This is a genomic window from Microcoleus sp. D3_18a_C4, from assembly GCF_036702415.1.
GTDB lineage: Bacteria > Cyanobacteriota > Cyanobacteriia > Cyanobacteriales > Microcoleaceae > Microcoleus.
Map to the genome: position 1 here is coordinate 20163 of NZ_JAUBTI010000002.1, position 19048 is coordinate 39210.

Annotated in this window: 13 protein-coding genes; 7 read left to right on the top strand and 6 right to left on the bottom strand. The window is 45.1% G+C overall.

Annotated elements, in window-relative coordinates; all coding sequences use genetic code 11:
• The 3 genes from QUB16_RS01205 to QUB16_RS01215 all read right to left on the bottom strand — a co-directional run.
• A partial coding sequence (locus tag QUB16_RS01205; RefSeq protein WP_333313445.1) for a tetratricopeptide repeat protein occupies positions 1-1100 on the bottom strand: 1100 nt, incomplete at its 3' end.
• Between the two features lie 24 nt (positions 1101-1124).
• Positions 1125-4040 carry a tetratricopeptide repeat protein gene (locus QUB16_RS01210; protein WP_333313447.1) on the bottom strand — a complete coding sequence of 972 codons (2916 nt, stop codon included), beginning with the start codon at positions 4038-4040 and terminating at the stop codon, positions 1125-1127.
• Positions 4041-4641: 601 nt separating this feature from the next.
• The gene (locus tag QUB16_RS01215) at positions 4642-5508 is read right to left on the bottom strand and encodes a calcium-binding protein (RefSeq protein WP_333313449.1); all 867 of its coding nucleotides are present in this window, start codon (positions 5506-5508) and stop codon (positions 4642-4644) included.
• An 880-nt stretch (positions 5509-6388) separates the two neighbouring features.
• Between QUB16_RS01215 and QUB16_RS33445 the strand changes: the two genes are divergently transcribed.
• From QUB16_RS33445 to QUB16_RS01225, 3 genes are all read left to right on the top strand, one after another.
• Positions 6389-6550, top strand: a complete 162-nt coding sequence (locus QUB16_RS33445) for a transposase (RefSeq protein ID WP_445251083.1) — start codon at positions 6389-6391, stop codon at positions 6548-6550.
• Between the two features lie 2745 nt (positions 6551-9295).
• On the top strand, positions 9296-9493 hold the full coding sequence (locus tag QUB16_RS01220; protein ID WP_006632170.1) for a hypothetical protein: 198 nt from the start codon (positions 9296-9298) through the stop codon (positions 9491-9493).
• Positions 9494-10216: 723 nt separating this feature from the next.
• Entirely contained in the window at positions 10217-10417 is a 201-nt protein-coding gene (locus QUB16_RS01225; RefSeq protein WP_333313709.1) for a hypothetical protein, read from the top strand.
• Between the two features lie 148 nt (positions 10418-10565).
• On the opposite strand, the gene QUB16_RS01230 is transcribed toward QUB16_RS01225, so the two are convergent.
• Positions 10566-11315: a pentapeptide repeat-containing protein gene (locus tag QUB16_RS01230; protein ID WP_333313451.1), complete on the bottom strand. Its 750-nt coding sequence runs from the start codon at positions 11313-11315 to the stop codon at positions 10566-10568.
• Positions 11316-11369: 54 nt separating this feature from the next.
• Between QUB16_RS01230 and QUB16_RS01235 the strand changes: the two genes are divergently transcribed.
• A complete protein-coding gene (locus tag QUB16_RS01235; protein ID WP_333313453.1) occupies positions 11370-11882 on the top strand; it encodes a phosphoribosyltransferase family protein in 513 nt (170 codons plus the stop codon).
• Between the two features lie 488 nt (positions 11883-12370).
• Here QUB16_RS01235 and dxr read toward each other — a convergent pair whose 3' ends face one another.
• A complete protein-coding gene (gene dxr / locus QUB16_RS01240; RefSeq protein ID WP_333313455.1) occupies positions 12371-13561 on the bottom strand; it encodes a 1-deoxy-D-xylulose-5-phosphate reductoisomerase in 1191 nt (396 codons plus the stop codon).
• A gap of 127 nt (positions 13562-13688) precedes the next feature.
• On the opposite strand from dxr, the gene QUB16_RS01245 reads away from it, so the two are divergent.
• Complete coding sequence (locus tag QUB16_RS01245; protein WP_333313457.1) at positions 13689-15272, top strand: DUF2079 domain-containing protein; 1584 nt, start codon at positions 13689-13691, stop codon at positions 15270-15272.
• A gap of 9 nt (positions 15273-15281) precedes the next feature.
• The gene (locus QUB16_RS01250) at positions 15282-16718 is read left to right on the top strand and encodes a DUF2079 domain-containing protein (protein ID WP_333313459.1); all 1437 of its coding nucleotides are present in this window, start codon (positions 15282-15284) and stop codon (positions 16716-16718) included.
• Between the two features lie 56 nt (positions 16719-16774).
• Here the strand turns inward: QUB16_RS01250 and cas6 are convergent, their stop codons facing one another.
• On the bottom strand, positions 16775-17899 hold the full coding sequence (gene cas6, locus QUB16_RS01255) for a CRISPR-associated endoribonuclease Cas6 (RefSeq protein WP_333313461.1): 1125 nt from the start codon (positions 17897-17899) through the stop codon (positions 16775-16777).
• Between the two features lie 679 nt (positions 17900-18578).
• On the opposite strand from cas6, the gene QUB16_RS01260 reads away from it, so the two are divergent.
• Entirely contained in the window at positions 18579-18941 is a 363-nt protein-coding gene (locus QUB16_RS01260) for a ferredoxin thioredoxin reductase catalytic beta subunit (RefSeq protein WP_333146013.1), read from the top strand.
• The last annotated feature ends 107 nt before the right edge of the window (positions 18942-19048 follow it).

The following is a 19048-nucleotide window of genomic DNA, read 5'->3' on the forward strand; positions in this document are numbered from 1 at the left end:
CTGCGCTTCCGCAAAACATATCCCAACTTCTGATTTATTCCCGTCAAATTCGGCTCAATCTGAACCGCGTGCAGGTAAGCGCTAACAGCTTCATCCCATGATTGTTCACTGGTTAATGCCATTCCCAAATTGACATAAAACCAAGGAATATTGGGATTTATTGCAATAGCTTTGCGGTAGCAAATAATAGCTTCGGGCCACACTTGTTTTTGAGCCAAAGCGTCCCCTAAACAATTGTATCCCCAGTAGGAATTATCATTAATTTCAAGAGCCTGACGGTAACATTTAATGGCTTCATCCAACTCGCGCTTCTGCACCAAAACATTGCCCAAACCCACGTAAGCACGATCATAATTTGGATTGAGTTCGATGCTTTTGCGGTAACAGGCGATCGCCCGATCCAATTCTCCTCGCTCCGCCCAAGTTTTACCCAAACTGTGGTAAGATTCAAACGAATTGGGATTGATGGCAATGGCTTGTCGGTAATTGGCGATCGCCTCATCCCAGCGCTTCTGACCAACCAGCATTTCCCCCAAATTGTGATAAGCTGTTGCCAGCTTTGGGTTTAACTTAATTGCCCGCGCATAACACTCAATAGCGCGATCGCACTTTCCCAATTCAACCAAACTATTTCCCAGAGTCACGTGCTCCTCAGCAGTTGCCCAATTCGGCTCAATATTAAAAGCTTGATACCAACAGTCTGCCGCCTCTTCTCGCTTCTCTAACTGCGTCCAAATTCTCGCTAACTGCCGATAAGCCGCAGCAAAATTAGGCGCTAGCGAAATTGCTTTTTCACAATTGGCGATCGCCTTTTCCCACTGTTTCCCCTGAGAATACAAAATGCCGAGATTAGCATAAACTTCCGGCAAATTTGGATTGCGATCGATCGCCGTTTCATACCACTGCTTAGCTTGCTCGATTTCACCTCGAACCTGCATCACCTTTCCCAGCGTCTGGCAAGCTGCCGCCAAATTCGGTTCAATTTTCAACGCTGACTCGCAAGCAGCAACTGCCTCATTCAACTTTCCTTCGGCTAAATAAACTTCTGCTTGCCGACTCAAATCAACCGCTGCCTTGTCCATCTTCTCAATCGAGGGCATAATTAAACTTGCTCCAGACACCAACTAACTCAAACCCACCACTTCAACCATCCTTTTCAGCGAACTCAAGTTCACTAAAATATCCTCAGTCAGCGAATTCTGATACATCAACTGTCTAATAGGATAGCATTCAAAAGCCTCGCCCGCTAAAAAGTAATGTTCCAACTGCAAATATTGACTGATTCCCCAGTAATAATGGCTGATATAGTGAGGCGACACCAACTCAATCACTTTAGTTCCCTGCCCACAAAAAATCGTATTTGTCAAGCCGCTGCCGTGGGCAGCAACTATTACCTCAGCGTGGTAAAAATGAGCAATTTGCTCTGCCAAAGACATCGACTCCGGCAAAATAGAAACAAACCCAAATTTCTCCAAAACCTCAACCACATCTTCCTCGTTCAAAACTCGTCGATATCTTGCTTTGCTGCGGCTGATATAAATCCGTTTGGGATAGCTCGAACTAGGTAGAATTCCCTTGAGAAACTCGCGCCTCAAAAAATCCATCGCCCACCCAGAAGGCCAGCCCAAATATCCCGCAAAAGACGGCACAATTAACTCTGTTGCTTGAATGTGAGGCACGCGATCGCTCTCCAAGACTTTTTCTTCGGGAATGCCCAGAATTCTTAGACTTTCCCGCTGAAATTGGTGCTGACAACTATTGACCAAAAACCAATCAATCTCCGCCAAATCCCTACCGCTTTGCCGCAGCAATTCTATCCTCGGCAAAACATCAACCATCCAGTGAAAATAGACATTTCCCGACAAACCAGAAAGCACCGCCACCCTACCATCAATTTGCTTTAAAGCTGGAAAGGATTCTAACTGAAAAATGCTGTGTTTCCTCACATCATGCTTTTCGCATCCCGGCAAAAATCCCGGATAATCTCTCGACACATCAGCCAACAAATAATTGTCAGGAGTAATTACAGCGATCGCCTTGCAAACCATCCAATAATTTTCCTGCGGCACAATCCAAACTCGCCCGTTGGGAATTGCAGCCACAAAAGTCTTGGGCGACTCCACAGGTAGCGGTTGCGAGTTGGACAAACGGCAAACTCCCCAACCCAAATGCACCGGATCGAACCACTTAGAAAGTCGCTGCAAACACAGCCCGCAAGTTAACCCGGCACAATCGGAATTTGCCAATTTGGAATTGGATCTCGCAAATTGGGAATTCGGAATATTTTCTGCACTTGCTTCGGGTGCAGGTTTCCAAAATATTTCCACATAATTGTCTGAATCTAACTTAGCATTAACCAGCCAATCCCAGCTCGATAAATAAATAGCGTGAGGAGGTTTTATAGAAGTGCTATCTGGCAATATAAAGCTCTGTTTTTTCCACTTTTTCTGCTCCCCATACCCGTGCAATTGCAACTCTAAAACTTTTTGATAATAATCGAGCGCCCGTTCCCAGCGCCCCTGTTTTTCCAGCAGTTTTGCCAACTCAAAATAAACCTGCGGTAAAGCAGGTTGAATCGTCAAAGCCATGCGGTAAACTGCAATTGCTGCAATGAACCGCTTTTGCTGGGCTAAGGAATTTCCCACGCGCCAGTAAATCTCTGCATTCTGTGGTTGAATTTGCAAAGCTTTTTGATAATAAGCGGCGGCAGATTCGTGTCCGCCATACTCTGTTAAAGCATTTCCCAAATGCAAGTAAATTTCGGCTAAATAATCGCAAATTTCAGCAATTGGTAATTGGGCATTGGGCATTGGGAATTGGGCATTGGGCATTGATAATTTTTCCTGCTTCCCTCTTCCCTGTTGTGGAGAATTTATCCGTGTATCCGTGTCAAAATCCGTGTCGTGCCTTCCCTCGAACTTCTTCCCTGTTCCTTCAACATCAGACTCATTCTCGATAATTAATCCGTGTATCCGTGTCAAAATCGGTGTTGTGCCTTCCTTCTTCCTGCCCATCAATGCTGTGAGAAATCGATCGCACGCAGCGATCGCCCTTGACAATTCATCATCATCTACCGCGGCAACTCTGCGCCTGTCTCCTAAGCGACAGTAAGCCTCAACAAAATCAGGCTTCAGAGCTATCGCCCGCTGAAAATAAGGCATGGCTTCAGCAATTTTGCCCAAAACCATCAAAGAAAACCCGGCGTCTGTATAGCCTGAAATATAGTCGGAATTAATCTCGATCGCCCGCTCGAAACAAGCAAGCGCCGCCGAATGTTCCCCCTGTAATTGCCACGCTTTCCCCAGATTGTAGTGAGCCAAAACCATGTCCGGCTCCAACTCAATAGCTGTGAGGTAAGATGCGATCGCCCTTTCCGGACTTTTGTCCAGCAAGGCTTGACCCAAATTATTGTGCAGCGTCGCCCAATCCGGCTTAATCTCCATCGCCCGCTGGTAAACTTCGATCGCCTCAGCAGCCCGATCGTCCTTTAGCAAAATCACACCCAGATTGCTGTAAGCTTCCACGTAATCCGGCGCCACGGCGATGGCCTGTCGGTAGGTATCCATTGCCGCTTCGAGCTGACTATTTTCATCTAAAACCACAGCCAGATTGTATAAAGCATCGAGATAATCCGGTTTTTGGGCGATCGCATTTCGGTAACAGTCGATCGCCCCCAACAAATTACCCTGCTTGTGAAAAATATTTCCCAAGTTATAATGAACTTGGGCCCAGTCTGGTTTCAAATCCAGAGCTTGTCGGTAGTGAAAAACCGCCTCATCCAGCCACGCATAGTCGCTGTAAAGTTGACCCAAATAAGCATGAGCCAGAAAAAACTGCGGCGAAATCTCCAAAGCTTGCACAAAAGCGTCTCTTGCCGCCGTCGGATCGCCTTGAGCGTCGAGAATTTCGCCTAAAGTCGTGTAAGCCGAGGGCGAAAATGGTTGAAGTTCGATCGCCTTTTTGCAAAACTCGATCGCCTCAGTTAACTTCCCCCGGTTCAAATAAATTTGGGCTTGCCGGATATATTCTTCAGTGCTCATTGCTCGCGGTGCAGTTGCGGTTTCTTTACCGCTTCAGTAAAACCTAGAAAGTGTAATTTAAAAACTTTGTATTTACAGCAGATTCCACGTTTATGAAGTATACCGCGCCATCGCTCCCCGTAGGGACACTCGCAGATCCCTTCTTCGTGTCAACTTAAGCTTTTAGTCAACCAGTCCTCCCGCCCACCCCTCAGTCCGCCAGGGAATGAATTCCACGGGGCTTATAGGTAAAGTCCTCTAAAATAGGACTAATGAGTTCTTCAGTCCTCTTTTAGAGGACTTTCGCTTTGAGGCAGGGGTTTAAACCCCTGCCGGACTATCGGTTTGACGTGGAAAGTTGACACGCCTTGGGCGAAAGCCTTTGTCCCTACGACACTCGATCGACCTGGAATACGCTGTATTTTGCCCGATCGGGCGATCGATTAATTTTATCAATAACTGTCGATCGATTTTTTTTTACTGCCCCTGCTTCAGTTCCTGCACTGAATATTTCAACCTCACCCCGCTTGTAGCAGAGTGAGGTTGAAATCCTTTAAAACTACCGGCTTTGTGAGAACAGCCCCGAATAAGATTCGGTTCCGCCCCACAACAGCCAGTTGTTTTAGAACAACTCGAAGTTGTTCGAGGTAATCGTCAGGTTAGGCTGCAACTGAGCAACAGTTAGCACTCCGTTGCTGCCGTTGAAGAACAACTTACCGCTTGTTGGGTCGTAGACCAACTTGTTCGTCGTGGCTGCTCCTGGAGTAGCTTCGTTGAAATTAGAAACGACGACAAACTCGCTTGCCTCGAACGTGTTGCCCAAACCAGCGAACACACCGCCCTGTTTCAATTTGATCTTATCTTCGCCAGGGGTAAAGTCAGTGATCGTGTCTACGCCGAACTCGCCACCAGCACTCACGAAGTAGAACGTATCGCTGCCAGCACCGCCGGTGAGGACATCGTTGCCTCTGTCGCCAAAGATACTGTCATTGCCCGCGCCACCATCGACAGTATCGTTGTCTTTACCGCCGTAGAGGAGGTCGTTGCCGTCGCCGCCGCCGACAACATCGTTGCCTTGGCCGCCAAAGACTGTATCGCTGCCACTTCCGCCAAGTACGGTGTCGTTGCCTCTGTCGCCAGAAACCAAGTCGTTGCCATCGCCGCCGTCTACGAGGTCATCCCCTTTACCAGAAAAGATCCGGTCGTCGCCGCTAGCGCCAGCTACCACATCGTTGCCGCTGCCTGACAACATATTATCGTTGCCGTCACCGCCGCCGATACTGTCAATTCCGCCGCCGGAAATAACCAGGTCGTTGCCACCGCCACCGGCGACGACATCAGCGCCCGCAAAAGTCAGGATAATATCGTTGCCTTCGCTGCCGTTCAACCTGTTGGCGCCGCTGATGCCGATAACGGTTGAGCCACCGCCACCATTACCACCTGGCAGTGAACTTGCTGGTGTTGTTGTTGGATTCGTTACCTGTGTCATTTACACTCCTCCTAAAAGATCTATCATTTTTCTACAATACACTTTTCCCTCCAAAGGGATTCAATAAATGAAACCGGACATCGGTTGAGACCCTAATTGACCCGGCTGCTATAAGCTGTCATGTAATTTAAATTGTCAGCAGCGAGCCTCGGAGCGCGAGTTGAATCCTGTATTCGTTGAGCAGCAAATCTCGGTTGTTTCCTGCTTTTGACTCTCGACTCCACCACTGCCTCCTCTAACACGAAAATATTCCACTTAAACGTTTGCGAGTTTACCATAATGACCGTCGGTGTGGCTAGTCATTATTAAAACAATACCCGGAAGATACACAGAGACCATTTTTAATGGGAGTATGCTCTCCAGATGGAGAACTTGCACCGGGCCCGCGGGCACTGTCATCGCCGGAGAGTTCGATCGCCCGCAATGGGGCTGGAACTGAGCTGCGATTTCTTTTAAGTACACTGTTGTTGACCTGACTTTTGATTTTCCCCAATAGTTCCCCAGAAATCAAAATTTTTTAGCTGGCTTTTAAAGCAAGCCCTCGCACGCTGGAGGCCGCATTCAATCAAAAGTGCCTCCCTACACAGTCCCGGACGGACTTTCGAGCCTCATCACCTTGATGTTTCCCGCCAAATCAGTCACGCTCAATGTAGGATTTTGGCTAAAAAACCCCTTTTTTAAACCACACTCCGTCATTTCAACCATGAGCCGCATCCATCCGCACAATCTGACAATGTAGCGATCTTCTTTTGGTGAAGTTGGGATGAACGGTGGGCCGGTAGATTTGTGAGGGTACTGTCACTATATTTTAGATTTTAGATTTTAGATTTTAGATTTAGTCCACAGATGAATCAGGGAACTGGAACTAGGATATAAAATTTTGGGCTGCTGGCGACTCCTGCTCCAGTTATGGGTTGGCGCAATTGTAGTTATGGATAATTTACCTGTTTATAATGCCGAAGCCGTCAATTTTTTGATGGTATCTATCGGAGCCAAGGTCAAATTCTTACCTCCATACTCGCCGGATTTATCTCCCATCTAGTTGTACTGGGCAAAAATCAAAGCGATTTTCCCTTGTGAAGCATATAGCAATCCTAAATGATTCAGATAAATTTGTAGGGTAGTGCCAAGAGTGCCTACCGGGAGCATCTCAGTTTTGCATTTACAGTGCGAGCGTCCCCGCTCGCGTATTGTACAATACGCGAGCGGGGACGCTCGCACTACAATAAAAAAATGCTTTTTACAAAACTGAGATGCTCCTTGCCTACCCCCTATCTATCGGGCAACCACGGGGAGTAGGGGTCGGATTGCCCCTACAATAATTATGCAAATGATTTAGGATTGCTATATCTACGTTCAAATCTTCTGGATGAAGCGATTACTAATGCTCTTACTGATGAACTGATGAAAATGCTTGGCCATCCTTTCATCACTCTGGCCTCTTTTGAGAACAAAGTTAAATAGTTAATTTTTGTGGTACATTCGATCGCTAATACCTCTGAGTGAAACTATTTACTTTTTAGCCAATAGTTTTTTACTAATTGTTGTTAACTTCGAGATGAGCGTTAACGATTAGCAAATTACCCGAAATTTGGTTCGGTCTTCATTCAGAGAAAATCTCTACTATTTATTCATAGCGGTGTGCTTCAAGTTGCGCTGGTGACGCGTTGTAATTGCTCTGGCTATCGTACCTGTAGATTTGAGCGTCACTCTCGAAAATATAATTGATGGAAGTAGCTGCATAGTAGCTCAACGCGAGCAGCGACAAGAGATTAAGAACTCTATAAATTGGTTTCTCAGATACTTCGTTCATTTGGACTCCTACTTTTTATGAAATAACGAATTTGGATACCGTGACGGCGCTTTTTTTTAGAAGTTCCCAAACATCTCGAACCTCTAAAAATTTAGCTGGCTCCTGTTATACACTCCTGATGCCCGATCGCCCAAAATAAGTCGTACTTGAGATTTGAAACAGTTTTTGTTGCCTATTTCATATTGCAGTCTCTGCCTTGAATTGTGTATCTAACTGCGGTAAGAGTTAGGCATTTTGCGCGCAAACGAACTCTACAATTTCCGGTTGAGAGCTGCTACGATTAGAACAAAGGGAGCTGGAAAAGCTTAAAGGGCAAAGAGCCTAGCTGTTTTTCCACGCCTAGGCAGGATTTTCCCACCTTCGATTAATGGTACGCAGTGGCCGGAGGTAATGAAAATTCTTAAGTTGGTCAGCCGCAGGCGAAAATATGTCTGAAGTTATATTTTTGCAAGCAACAGGCTATGTTTAATTACATATTAATTTTGAGCTTGGTTGAGGTGGCAGATAATTTTTGAGTAAAAAAATGTTGTGGTCGCTGTCCGATAATTTCGCTCTGACAGTTTTGCCTAAACAATTTTGACAATCAAGCATCCAGGATACCCGCCACGTGATTCATTCCTTCGGAGACTCAGGAGGGAGAAATAAAAAACCTGTATCCGATAAAGGAGCCCCCGAATTTATCTCGCGCAAGTCAATGCTTCAATTCTTTAATCTTTAATCTTTAATCTTTAATCTTTAATCGATTGACTGAGCCACACCATTAAATCGCGGTGTGACAGAAGAAAATTAGGCATCAGTCGATTGGAGACTTCGGCGTGAGACGTTGGCGAGGGCTGAGTCTATCTCGCTTAGTTGAACGATTTGAGAGTTGAGATTTATTCCACAGAGTCCTCGGAGAGCTTGAAGAAAAGCCTAAAATTTTGCGCTGCAGCCGACTCCTGTCGGAAACTTGTAGCCGTTTTTGGGCGGGTCAATCGATTTTAGATTTTAGATTTTAGATTAAAGAATTGAAGCATTGACTTGCGCGAGATAAATACGTTCGGCAAGTTTCATCGGATACAGGTTTTTTATTTCACCGGTCCTGAGTCTGCTTTCGGAATGAATCCGGAGGCTTGTATCCTGGATGCTTTCGTTCAAAAAGCAGAAGGCAGAATTTGATAGCGGTAAAAAAATACTGTTTTAGGATTCAGAATTTTTATTGGATTCTACCTTCTAGCTGCATTTTTTTACAATTAAACAAAGTAAATTACTCGCTGCCAGGAGCGATGCACGCCGAATAATTTAGGACGAGATAAGCGACTGTGTTGAAGCCAGTTACTTCCACAATTTATTATAATTATCGATCGCCTTGAGCTGTTTTTACAACAGACTTTGTGCTGGTAATTTGCACAAGGGATAGGGGCAGAACAACAGGCCAACACAGAGGGCCGATTATTAAGGCTATCCAAGATATCATGTCTTTTTTAGATGTCGCAGTATCATTCCAAAAACTTTTGAACCAAACAAGAAAAACGATTAAGGCAATAGAAAAGTAGCTAATCATTATCATTTTTTGACCTCCCTGTCTATAGATGGGATAGAAGTATTTATAATTATTGTATCTCAGGGTGTGGCTCGCCGATCGCAACTTTATGCCCTGAGCTGCAAGCTGCAAGTGTCTAAAACCCAAAGTTTCACAGCTATCCAAGTCCATAGCCTGCGATGTTGAGCGGACTTACTCCCGCTGCGCGGCGGTCTTGGGAACTCAAAGCCTTGCGTTCAGAGCTTTTAGAGGTTGGGTTAAACCTTGAGGCTACCACCCCAATCATAGCTTATGCGATCGAGGTCTTGGGTTTTCTGTGATTTAAATCACGTATACTCGCAGACCTCGGTCACAAATCGAGCCAATAACGATCGCACAGCTTACCCGACTGCAATCACCCTACTCTTTTCTCAAATGCTCGATATTATAATAGTCGAGTTCAACGAGATTTCATGCAAGCTCTGACTTTAAAATCCGATCGCGCGATCGCTGAACTGTTCTATCAAGTCACCCATTCAGGCAATCTGACTCGCACTGAAAGCCACGGATTGCGCGAACTCTGCCAAAGCGCTCTCAGCGAAGACGCCAGAGATGCAGTCAACCGCCTGCTGCACGCCATCCGCCGCGGATGGGTCAGGATTTCCGATTAGTCCCCTCACACAAGAAGTTGAGATGAGTATTTCTACTTTCTCTCCTGTCAAGCTTGGCCAACAATAAGATTTTCGTCAGTAGGTCGCTGCATTAACCCTCTCCAAAAAAATTGTACTGCGATCGAAAAACTCGAACCCGGTTTCTTGAAGAAGCCGGGATTTTTGATTTGAAGCAGTCAGGCGATTTTAGATTTTAGATTTTAGATGTTAGATTTTAGATGTTAGATTTTAGATTGACTTCACAGATGAATGTGGGAGCATGAACTAGAGCTTAAAATTTTGGGCCGATGGCCGCTCCTGTCGGAAACTTGTATCGGCTTTTGGGCGGGTTATTAAGTATATCCACGGAACAAAGACCACACCAAGAAACTAAGTAAATGTAGGTAAAAGCGGGTTTATAAAGACCGTAAAAGTTTTACGTAGAATTAAGCCAAGCGATTTAGGTAGCAGTCATTAGTAATCTATTAATAGATAAATATTCCGAAATTTGTCACAGTCTCTTGACAAAAACTAGAGATTTCGGAGTTACCAAAAGCGAGGAATCGGGACGGGGTTGGTGTTTCAAGTTGCGGGGCTATCCAGCACATATCCGATCCCCAAGTCCGGCTGACACAAATCACTCATCAAGAGCCAAGCGATCACATTTACTCCCGTAGTTGAATCACATAAAAATTGGGAAAATCAGTCAATACTGTCAAGAGTTAGTTCAAAAAAAAACACATGATGACCACCCAAACGCTTGTACCTCAATTTACTATTGCAGAGCTAGTCTTTCAGGTATATCACTCCGGTCTGCTGACTCCCACTCACCGAGAACAGCTCAAGACAGCCCTGTTAAATGACTGTCTTACCGAAGAAGATCAAACAGCCATCAACCGCTTGCTCCACGCCGTTCGCCGGGGCTGGCTGAAAGTTGTAGATTAAACTGGGTTCCAAATTTTTGGCCACTACTCTTTAAATGCACTGTCACTTGAAGGCAGAATTAAATCCCCTTAAAAAAATCAGGCATTAGCCTAAATGTAGGGTGCGCCACAAGCACCCTGCTGTTTTAGCTTCTATTTTGTCAGCTTATTTAGTCATAGATTGTGCCGTCAGGCATCATGGCCTCTCTCAGATTCGCTTCATTCAAATTTGTCCCGCGCAAAGAAGCTTGATGCAAGTTCGCTCCCCGGAGATTTGCTCCCTTAAGGGAAACTCCGCTCAAATCTGCTTGATGGAGATTTGCACAGCTCAAGTTAGCTCCGCTCAAATCTGCTCCCTTCAAATCAGCTTTTTCCAGATTTGCTTCCGTCAAATTTGCCCAACTCAGATTTGCTTGAGTTAGGTTAGCACGGCTGAGGTCAGCTTGTGTTAAGTTCGCGTCGGTTAAATTTGCTTTGCTCAGGTTGATTCCGCAAAGCTTTACTTCTGTCAAGTTTGCACCTTGCAAGTTAGCGTTAACTGCATAAACTTGAATCAAAATTGCCCCCTGAAGGTTGGCATCTCTAATGTCTGCACCCCTGAGACTCGCCCCCGTTAAATCGGCCCCGCTGAAGACGACACTCCGCAAGATGGCTCCGCTCAAGTTCGCTCCCACCGCCTCGCATTCGCCAAAATTAGCGGACATGAGGTTGGCTTGGGAGAGGTTGGCTTGACTGATATCTGCTTGATACAGATTAGCTCTGTACAGGGTGAGACCGATCGAATTTGCACCCTTTAAACTAGCTTGACTCAGGTCAATATCGCGCAAATTGGTCCTTGACATATTGGCACCGCTCAGGTCTACTTTGTGAAAAACCCGTTCTCCGGCTGCATACCGTCTGAGAAGTTCCTCTGCATCCATGTCATTTCCCCCAAAATAATTAATAATACCTTTGATATTTCAATAATATTAGGCATGAGCGACCTTTACGTTTCTTGGTCTGAATACCATCGAAAAATTGAGGATTTGGCTGTAAAAATTGATAAATCTCAGTGGAAATTCGATCGAATTGTCTGTCTGGCGAGGGGAGGGCTGCGGGTTGGGGATACTCTGTCGCGGATTTTCGACAAACCTCTGGCGATTTTAGCGGCCTCGTCCTATGGTGGGGCCGAGGGAAATGTCCGGGGTGCGATCGAGTTTGCCCGCGATTTGACAATGGTGGGCGATAATTTGGGCAGCCGCATTCTCCTGATTGACGATTTGGTGGATTCGGGAATTAGTTTAGAGCAAGGTATCGCTTGGCTGAAGAGTCGCTACGGCGAGGATATTCAGGAAATTCGGACTGCTGTACTCTGGTACAAGGCTTGTTCTGTTGCCAAACCCGATTATTATGTAGATTATTTGGCTGACAATCCTTGGATTCACCAACCTTTTGAAATGTACGAAAAGATGAGTGCCGCTGATTTGGCGGCGCAAGTTGGGAGTTAGTCAATAAAAAGCTAAAACCTGGCCAAGCTTTAATATGGTTTTGCCGATATTTTGCACTTTTTGGCATAGTCCGTCAGGGGTTGAAACCCCTATCTCATAGCTAAAGTCCTCTGAAAGAGGACTGGATATTTATCAAGGTTGGGCAGTCTGTTTCAACTCTGATATTGCACCATTCTCAGCAACAGGCTTTCTGGCCTGTTCCACAAAGAGTGAATTTTCTTGTGGAACAGGCCAGAAAGCCTGTTAAGCGAGAATGGTACAACATCTCAATTTCAACTGAGATGTTGCATCATTCTCAATAAGCCTTTTTTGGGCGGGCTAGAAGCCCAACCCCTACTCCCCACAAGAAAATTAATTCTTTGTGGAACAGGCATCTTGCCTGTTAAGCGAGAATTGTGCAACATCTCAATTTCAAGCAACTTTAGCTATGAGACGGGGAATTAATGCACTCCTAGGGCTTGTGGGTAAGTGCAAGTCGGCTGATACAATTAGCGAACCGAAAGAATCCGATCGCCCAATTCCATACTATCTGCCAAAACTTCCTGCCGCGCCCACCTATCCGCGGCCAAAATATCGTCTAAACCAGGGCTTTCACAGTTATCGGCTTGATGTTTGTCGCACGCCTTCTCAATCAGCTTCGGAATATCCAAAAACTGAATCTTCTCCTGCAAAAATAGCGCTACCGCCTGTTCGTTTGCCGCATTCAGCACCGCAGGCATCGAACCGCCCGCACGTCCCGCCGCATAAGCCAACTGCATACAAGGATACTTTTCGTGGTCGGGTTCTCGGAAAGTTAAATCCCCAGCTTTTACCAAATCCAGCCGTTCCCAATCTGTATGAATTCGTTCCGGCCAAGACAAAGCATAAAGCAGCGGCAATCGCATATCCGGCCAGCCCAATTGCGCCAAAACCGAGGTATCTTGCAGCTCAATTAACGAGTGAATTATGCTCTGGGGATGGATGACAATATCAATGTCGTCATAATCCATTCCGAATAAGTAATGAGCCTCGATGACTTCTAATCCTTTATTCATCAAAGTAGCAGAATCGATCGTAATTTTCTGCCCCATAGACCAATTCGGATGTTTTAAAGCATCGGCTACGGTTACTCCTGCTAATTTGTCGATCGGCAAATCTCGAAAAGACCCCCCCGAAGCGGTGAGAATAATTCGCCGCAACCCGCCAACCATAACACCTTGCAGGCACTGAAAAATTGCTGAATGTTCCGAGTCAGCCGGCAATATTTTAACGCCGTATTTTTCGATCAAGGGGTTGACAACGGGGCCCCCTGCGATTAATGTTTCTTTATTGGCTAAGGCAATATCTTTGCCTGCTTTGATAGCCGCAATTGTTGGCAGCAAACCGGCACAGCCAACTATGCCGGTGACGACGGCTTGAGCGTCGCCGTATTGGGCAACTTCGACAACGCCTGACTCGCCAGCAAGTAAAATAGGTTGAGGGTCGATGTCTGCGATCGCCTCCTTCAATTCCTGTAATTTATCTTCGTCGCAAACCGCGACAATTTCCGGTCTAAACTGGCGAATTTGCTGGGCCAGCAACGTTACATTTCGTCCGGCGGTTAACCCCACAATCCGAAATTGATCGGGGTATTGAGCTACAATATCCAGAGTTTGAGTGCCGATGGAGCCTGTGGAGCCGAGAAGAGTTATTGCTTTCACAATTTTTTAAGGTTTTGTGGATTATTCTAATATTACGATTGCGGGGATAAAAATTAGTGGTTAACTATTGCGTGGAAAGCACATTCGATGGAATCATATTTTGAGTGGTCAGTTAGTGCCAGATTTCATGCAAAATAGGGAAAATTTTGCTGATGACCGTGAGGACATCAGTGTCTCGATCGCCGACAATAGAGAGGAAGGTCGATCGCAGCTACCGTCGAGTTTGGTTGTGGCGATCGCTACTGCGACGACAATTTTCTTTTTGTGTAGCAGTTTACGGCACGCTTTATTCCAATCAACTGCTTTCGATTTGGGAATTTTTGACCAAGCAATTTACTTGATCGGCCAAAACCAAACGCCTTTTTCTTCTTTAATGGGGATTCATATTTTGGGCGATCGCGCAGCGGTAATCTATTATCCGCTAGCTTGGCTGTACAAAATTTCCCCGGATGTGCATTGGCTGCTGTTGGTACAAGCAGTTGCATTATCCCTTGGCGCTTGGCCTACCTGGAGTTTAGCGCGTTTGGCAGGTTTAAATCAAGAACAATCCCGTGCGATCGCATTGATTTATTTGCTCTATCCGGTGGTATTTAACATCAATTTATTTGATTTTCACCCGGAAGTAATCGCTTTACCCGCACTTTTGGCAGCAATTTTGGCGGCGCGTTTAAATAAAATTGTGTGGTTTTGTACCGCTATTCTGTTAGTTCTCAGTTGCAAGGCGGTTTTGTCCATAACCGTTGCTGCTATGGGTTTCTGGCTGTTTTTTTGCGAAAAAAAGCAACGGTACGGGGCGATCGCACTTTTGCTAGGTGCAGCTTGGTTTTTGATAGCTTCCCAGAAAATCATCCCCTTCTTTAGCGGTAGCGAAGTCGCTGGAGTCGGGCGCTACGGCTATTTAGGGAAATCGGTACTAGAAATTATCATCAATCTCATATTAAAACCACAGTTAGTATTAGGAAAAATCCTTTCCTTTGATACATTCAAATATTTATTTCTCCTCACCTTACCTGTGATTTGGCTGCTATTGCCATTTTCTGGGAAACTACGCCTACAATATTTAACAGCACTAATTCCTGCCCTCCCTACCCTGCCGATCAATATCCTCTCTGACTTGCCATTTCAACGCAGCTTAGCCTATCAGTATTCATTGCCTGTAATTCCCTTTTTATTTTTAGCAGTAATCGCGAAGGAAGAAACAAGAAAGAGGGAAGAAATACAAGGCAAAAAGGAAGAGGATAAAGCAAATAAGCAACATTTTTTAACATGGGTCAATCTGCAACAATTTAAAAATTTCCGAATATCTCAACTTGGGCGGGGAATTCAATTGCCGAGAACCATGATAATTTGGTCGTTAATAATTTTCCTATTTCTGGGCGAATATAAAGATTTTTATCTGTACCTAAATAGACTAGATACCTGGCAAGCTACACGCGAAGCAGTCGCACAAGTTCAACCTCAAAGCAGTATTTTAACAGATAATAGACTTGCCCCTCACTTTGCCCACCGCCCAATAGTAAAATTGCTTTCACAAATTTCGCCTCAAACAAATTTAGCTGAATTTCAATACATATTATTAAACCTGGGCCATCCCTGGCCTGATACTGAAAAAATTGGTGATACCTTAGCAAATCAACTTAAAAAATCTCCCGATTTTCACTTAAATTATCAAAAAAACCAAGTTCTGCTATTTAAACGAATCGCTGATTAAACCAATAAAATGCTAACTTTAAAATCCCTAAAATCTCATCCAGTATTTTTAATGATTGTCGTGACAACCATAGTCTTATTTACCGCCAGCAGCGCGCGGCACGCTTTGTTTCAGTCAACTGTATTCGACTTAGCAATTTTTGACCAAGCAATTTATTTAATCTCCCAAAATCAAACGCCATTTTCCTCTTTAATGGCCATAAATATTTGGGGCGATCACGCCTCTTTTATTTTCTATCCACTAGCTTTACTTTACAAAATATATCCCGATGTTCACTGGCTTTTTTTAGTGCAAGCTGTTTCCCTAGCTTTAGGTGCTTGGCCGAGTTGGAGTTTGGCACGTCAAGCCGGATTAAATAATAGCATATCTTGGGCGATCGCCTGTATTTACCTCCTGTATCCATTAGTATTTAATGTCAATCTCTTCGACTTCCACCCAGAAGTAATTGCTTTACCAGCACTGCTAGCAGCAATCTTAGCCGCGAGGCTGAATAAAACCTTGTGGTTTTGTGCTGCTCTTGTATTAGTTTTGATCTGCAAAGCCGTGCTATCTTTAACTGTGGCTGCGATGGGTTTGTGGCTGTTGTGTTTTGACAAAAAACGCAATTGTGGACTCATAGCTCTATTTCTAGGCGCGGGTTGGTTCCTGGTAGCTACTCAGGCAGTTATACCGTATTTTAATCAGGGAAGAGAACACGCGGGAATCGCGAGGTATCAATATTTGGGAAACTCGGTTTTGGAAATTGCTATTAATTTAATACTAAAACCACATCTAGTTTTAGAGCGTTTGTTTTCTCTAGAGACTTTTGAATATTTAGCCTTATTGCTATTACCAGTAATTTGGTGGCTGTCCCCGCGTCATCTGTCATCTTTAATTAGTGCTGTGCCGATGTTGGCGATGAATATTCTTTCCGATAGGCCCGCTCAGCGGGATTTAGTTCATCAATATTCTGTGCCGATATTGCCGTTTTTGTTGGTTGCCGTAATTTCCAGTTTAGCAGCTAGCAATCAGCAAAAGGGAAAGACAATATTTGATAGATTGCCACTTCCTAATTATCCATTGCCTAGAGTCATTGTAATTTGGTCGTTGATTGCTTTCTTAGCTTTAGCGAAATACGGCTATTTTTGGACTATTTATTTAAATGGGCTCGACACTTTGCCCGCTACCAAAGAGGCAATTTCTCTTGTTGAAACCAAAGGCAGTGTTTTAACAACTGCTCAGATTGCTCCGCACTTAGCGCACCGCCCTGTAGTAAAATTTACTGAGGCTCACGCGCCGCCTGCAAATCTCGCAGAATTTGATTATGTATTGCTGAATTTGCGCTATCCTGGCTGGATGAGCGATCGAGAATTTGTTAAAAACCTAGTAACTCAACTAAAAAACACCCCTCAATTTCAACTAAAATATCAGCGAGACGACATATATCTATTCACTAAAAGTCATTAGTCAGCAGTCAACAGTCAGCAGTCAACAGTCAACAGTCAACAGTCAACAAATTCGCACTAATCCTCCACTTTCAAAGCCCTTCTTGCCAACTTCACGTAAGTTTTCACAGTTTCATAAGGCATTTCCAAATCAGCAGCAATATCCAACAAAGATTCCCCCAATTCCCGGCGCGCCAAAATCGTCGCCCAAGTTTCAGCAATCTCAGCAGCGCGACTTCCGCCTTTACGCTTTCTGTGCGCCATAAACTTCTGTGTCAATTCATCTATTCGCGCGGCCAATACGCTTTGTATCGACACTTCGGGTAGCGCTTCAGTCAACCATTGCGATCGCGTTTGTCCCAATCCAAAAGTTGTTTTGTGGCCAGTGCCGCAATAAGGCGCTAACCGCCCCAAAGCATAAAATAATTGTACAAAATCAGGGCGATTGTGAGCCGATCGCCCTAGCCCAAATTCCACAGCCCCAGTGAACCCCGTTACCATGCCTTTTTTTCCCGCCGCTACCTTTTGCGACTCCAATTTGTGGCGGCTAATAATTGCATTTTCATCAATCCAATTCAAAAATTCTGCTTGGTCAAAATTTACCCCCGAAAAGTTATTCCAGCGGCGCAAATAGCTGTGAAAAACATTTTCGGGAACTGGCAAAGGGAAGTGATGGCCTTTGCTACGAAAGCTTGTAGGAGTGACAAAACTAAGTTTGATGGTTGGCGAAAATGGGGGTTCCGCTGTTAATAATTGCTGGTAAGTTGTGGGAGGAAAAGCAATATCCCAAGAGCGAATTAGCAGCGGAGCATTTCGCAAATCTATCTCTTGGGGCAAATTTTGCAGCCACTGACTCAGCCACTGCACTACTGGCTTTGAAAGTCCTGTTACGTACCAGCGATAAATGCGATCGCCCAAAAGCTGAAATTCTTTGCCGCCGGGGAGCAAATCACCTTCCAATCCCGAAAGAGTAAAGGCTTTTTCTGACTGTTCATCGTGCAAAAGTTGCGATAAATCCGGGTCAGTTTGCTGTACTTGACCTAAAAACCAAGCGTGCAAACCTATAGCATACTGCGCGTACAGATAGCTAGCAGCGGCGGGAGTCAATTCAAACACTAATCCGACTAACTCGGTGTCAGCCGGCCAAATCAGCCCAGACGGAGGAGATTTTTTGCTGTGGGTGCGGTTCGGGGAAGTTGCCATCAGATGCCGTGCCTATAGCCGTCACAGAAAGAGCGCCGTGCTATCTTATCCGATTTTTATCCCCTTTGGGGGATGATTGTTGAGGGCGATCGATCGCCCAAATCTTTTGGCAGCTCCAAAAACCCGCCCTGCTGCAAGTTTCCCGCACCCTCCGGGATAGACAAAAACCACTAAAAAACCAACAACCTAAAACTCAATCTTTGTCAAGGTTTTCCTCCTTGTAAGTAAACAGAAATATACAAGTGTTTAAAATCACATTCTGCGCTACAATTGTCAAAAGCTCGTAGCATCCTCAACTCCGATCCTAAACTGTCAGGAACGAGCGGGCTAAAGCCACTGAGCTTGTAAGAAATTACAAGCTATTCTGACCAGCCTAAGTCTTAACTGACTACGTTCTTTGAGTCACGACACCGGCGAATGCGAAGCTAGTTTTCCGCTCTGTCATCTGCAATTAAACAGTCTTAAAGTCACTGAGACAGTGTTGCAGGTCTAAAAAGCTCTTATAACCTTGGCGAAGCTAACATTACCCGAAAGGGACTCGGAGACAACCATATCTCCATAGAGGGGCAACCATACCCCTCTAACCCTCGCCGGAGGGGATTCAAGGCGATTGAAATCGCCGTGTCGTTTTCCTCTCAGGGCTGAAGCCACTGAGTTTCCCACTTACCGAGTATTTTTTATGAACACAACAGAAAAATCTAAACTCTCCAACGAAAAAACTTTGGAGGCGATGAAGAATTTCTCCGAAACCTACGCCAAGCGCACGGGAACTTTCTTTTGTTCTGAACCTTCCGTCACTGCTGTCGTGATAGAAGGACTAGCAAAACACAAGGATGAACTAGGTGCTCCCCTATGCCCTTGTCGCCATTACGAAGATAAAGAAGCCGAAGTAAAAGCCGCCTACTGGAACTGTCCCTGCATTCCCATGCGCGAGCGCAAAGAGTGTCACTGTATGTTATTTCTGACGCCAGATAACGATTTCGCGGGAACTACTCAGGAAATAGGAATGGATCAGATTCAAGCTGTCAGAGACACTATGTAATCGGTTAAGTAGGCGGTCGTGAAAGGGCAGTAGTTTTGAAAAGAGGTCGTTAGTTTTCCTATTTTTAAGACTTAGCTATTTAACAAAAATCGATCGCCGCCTACTCA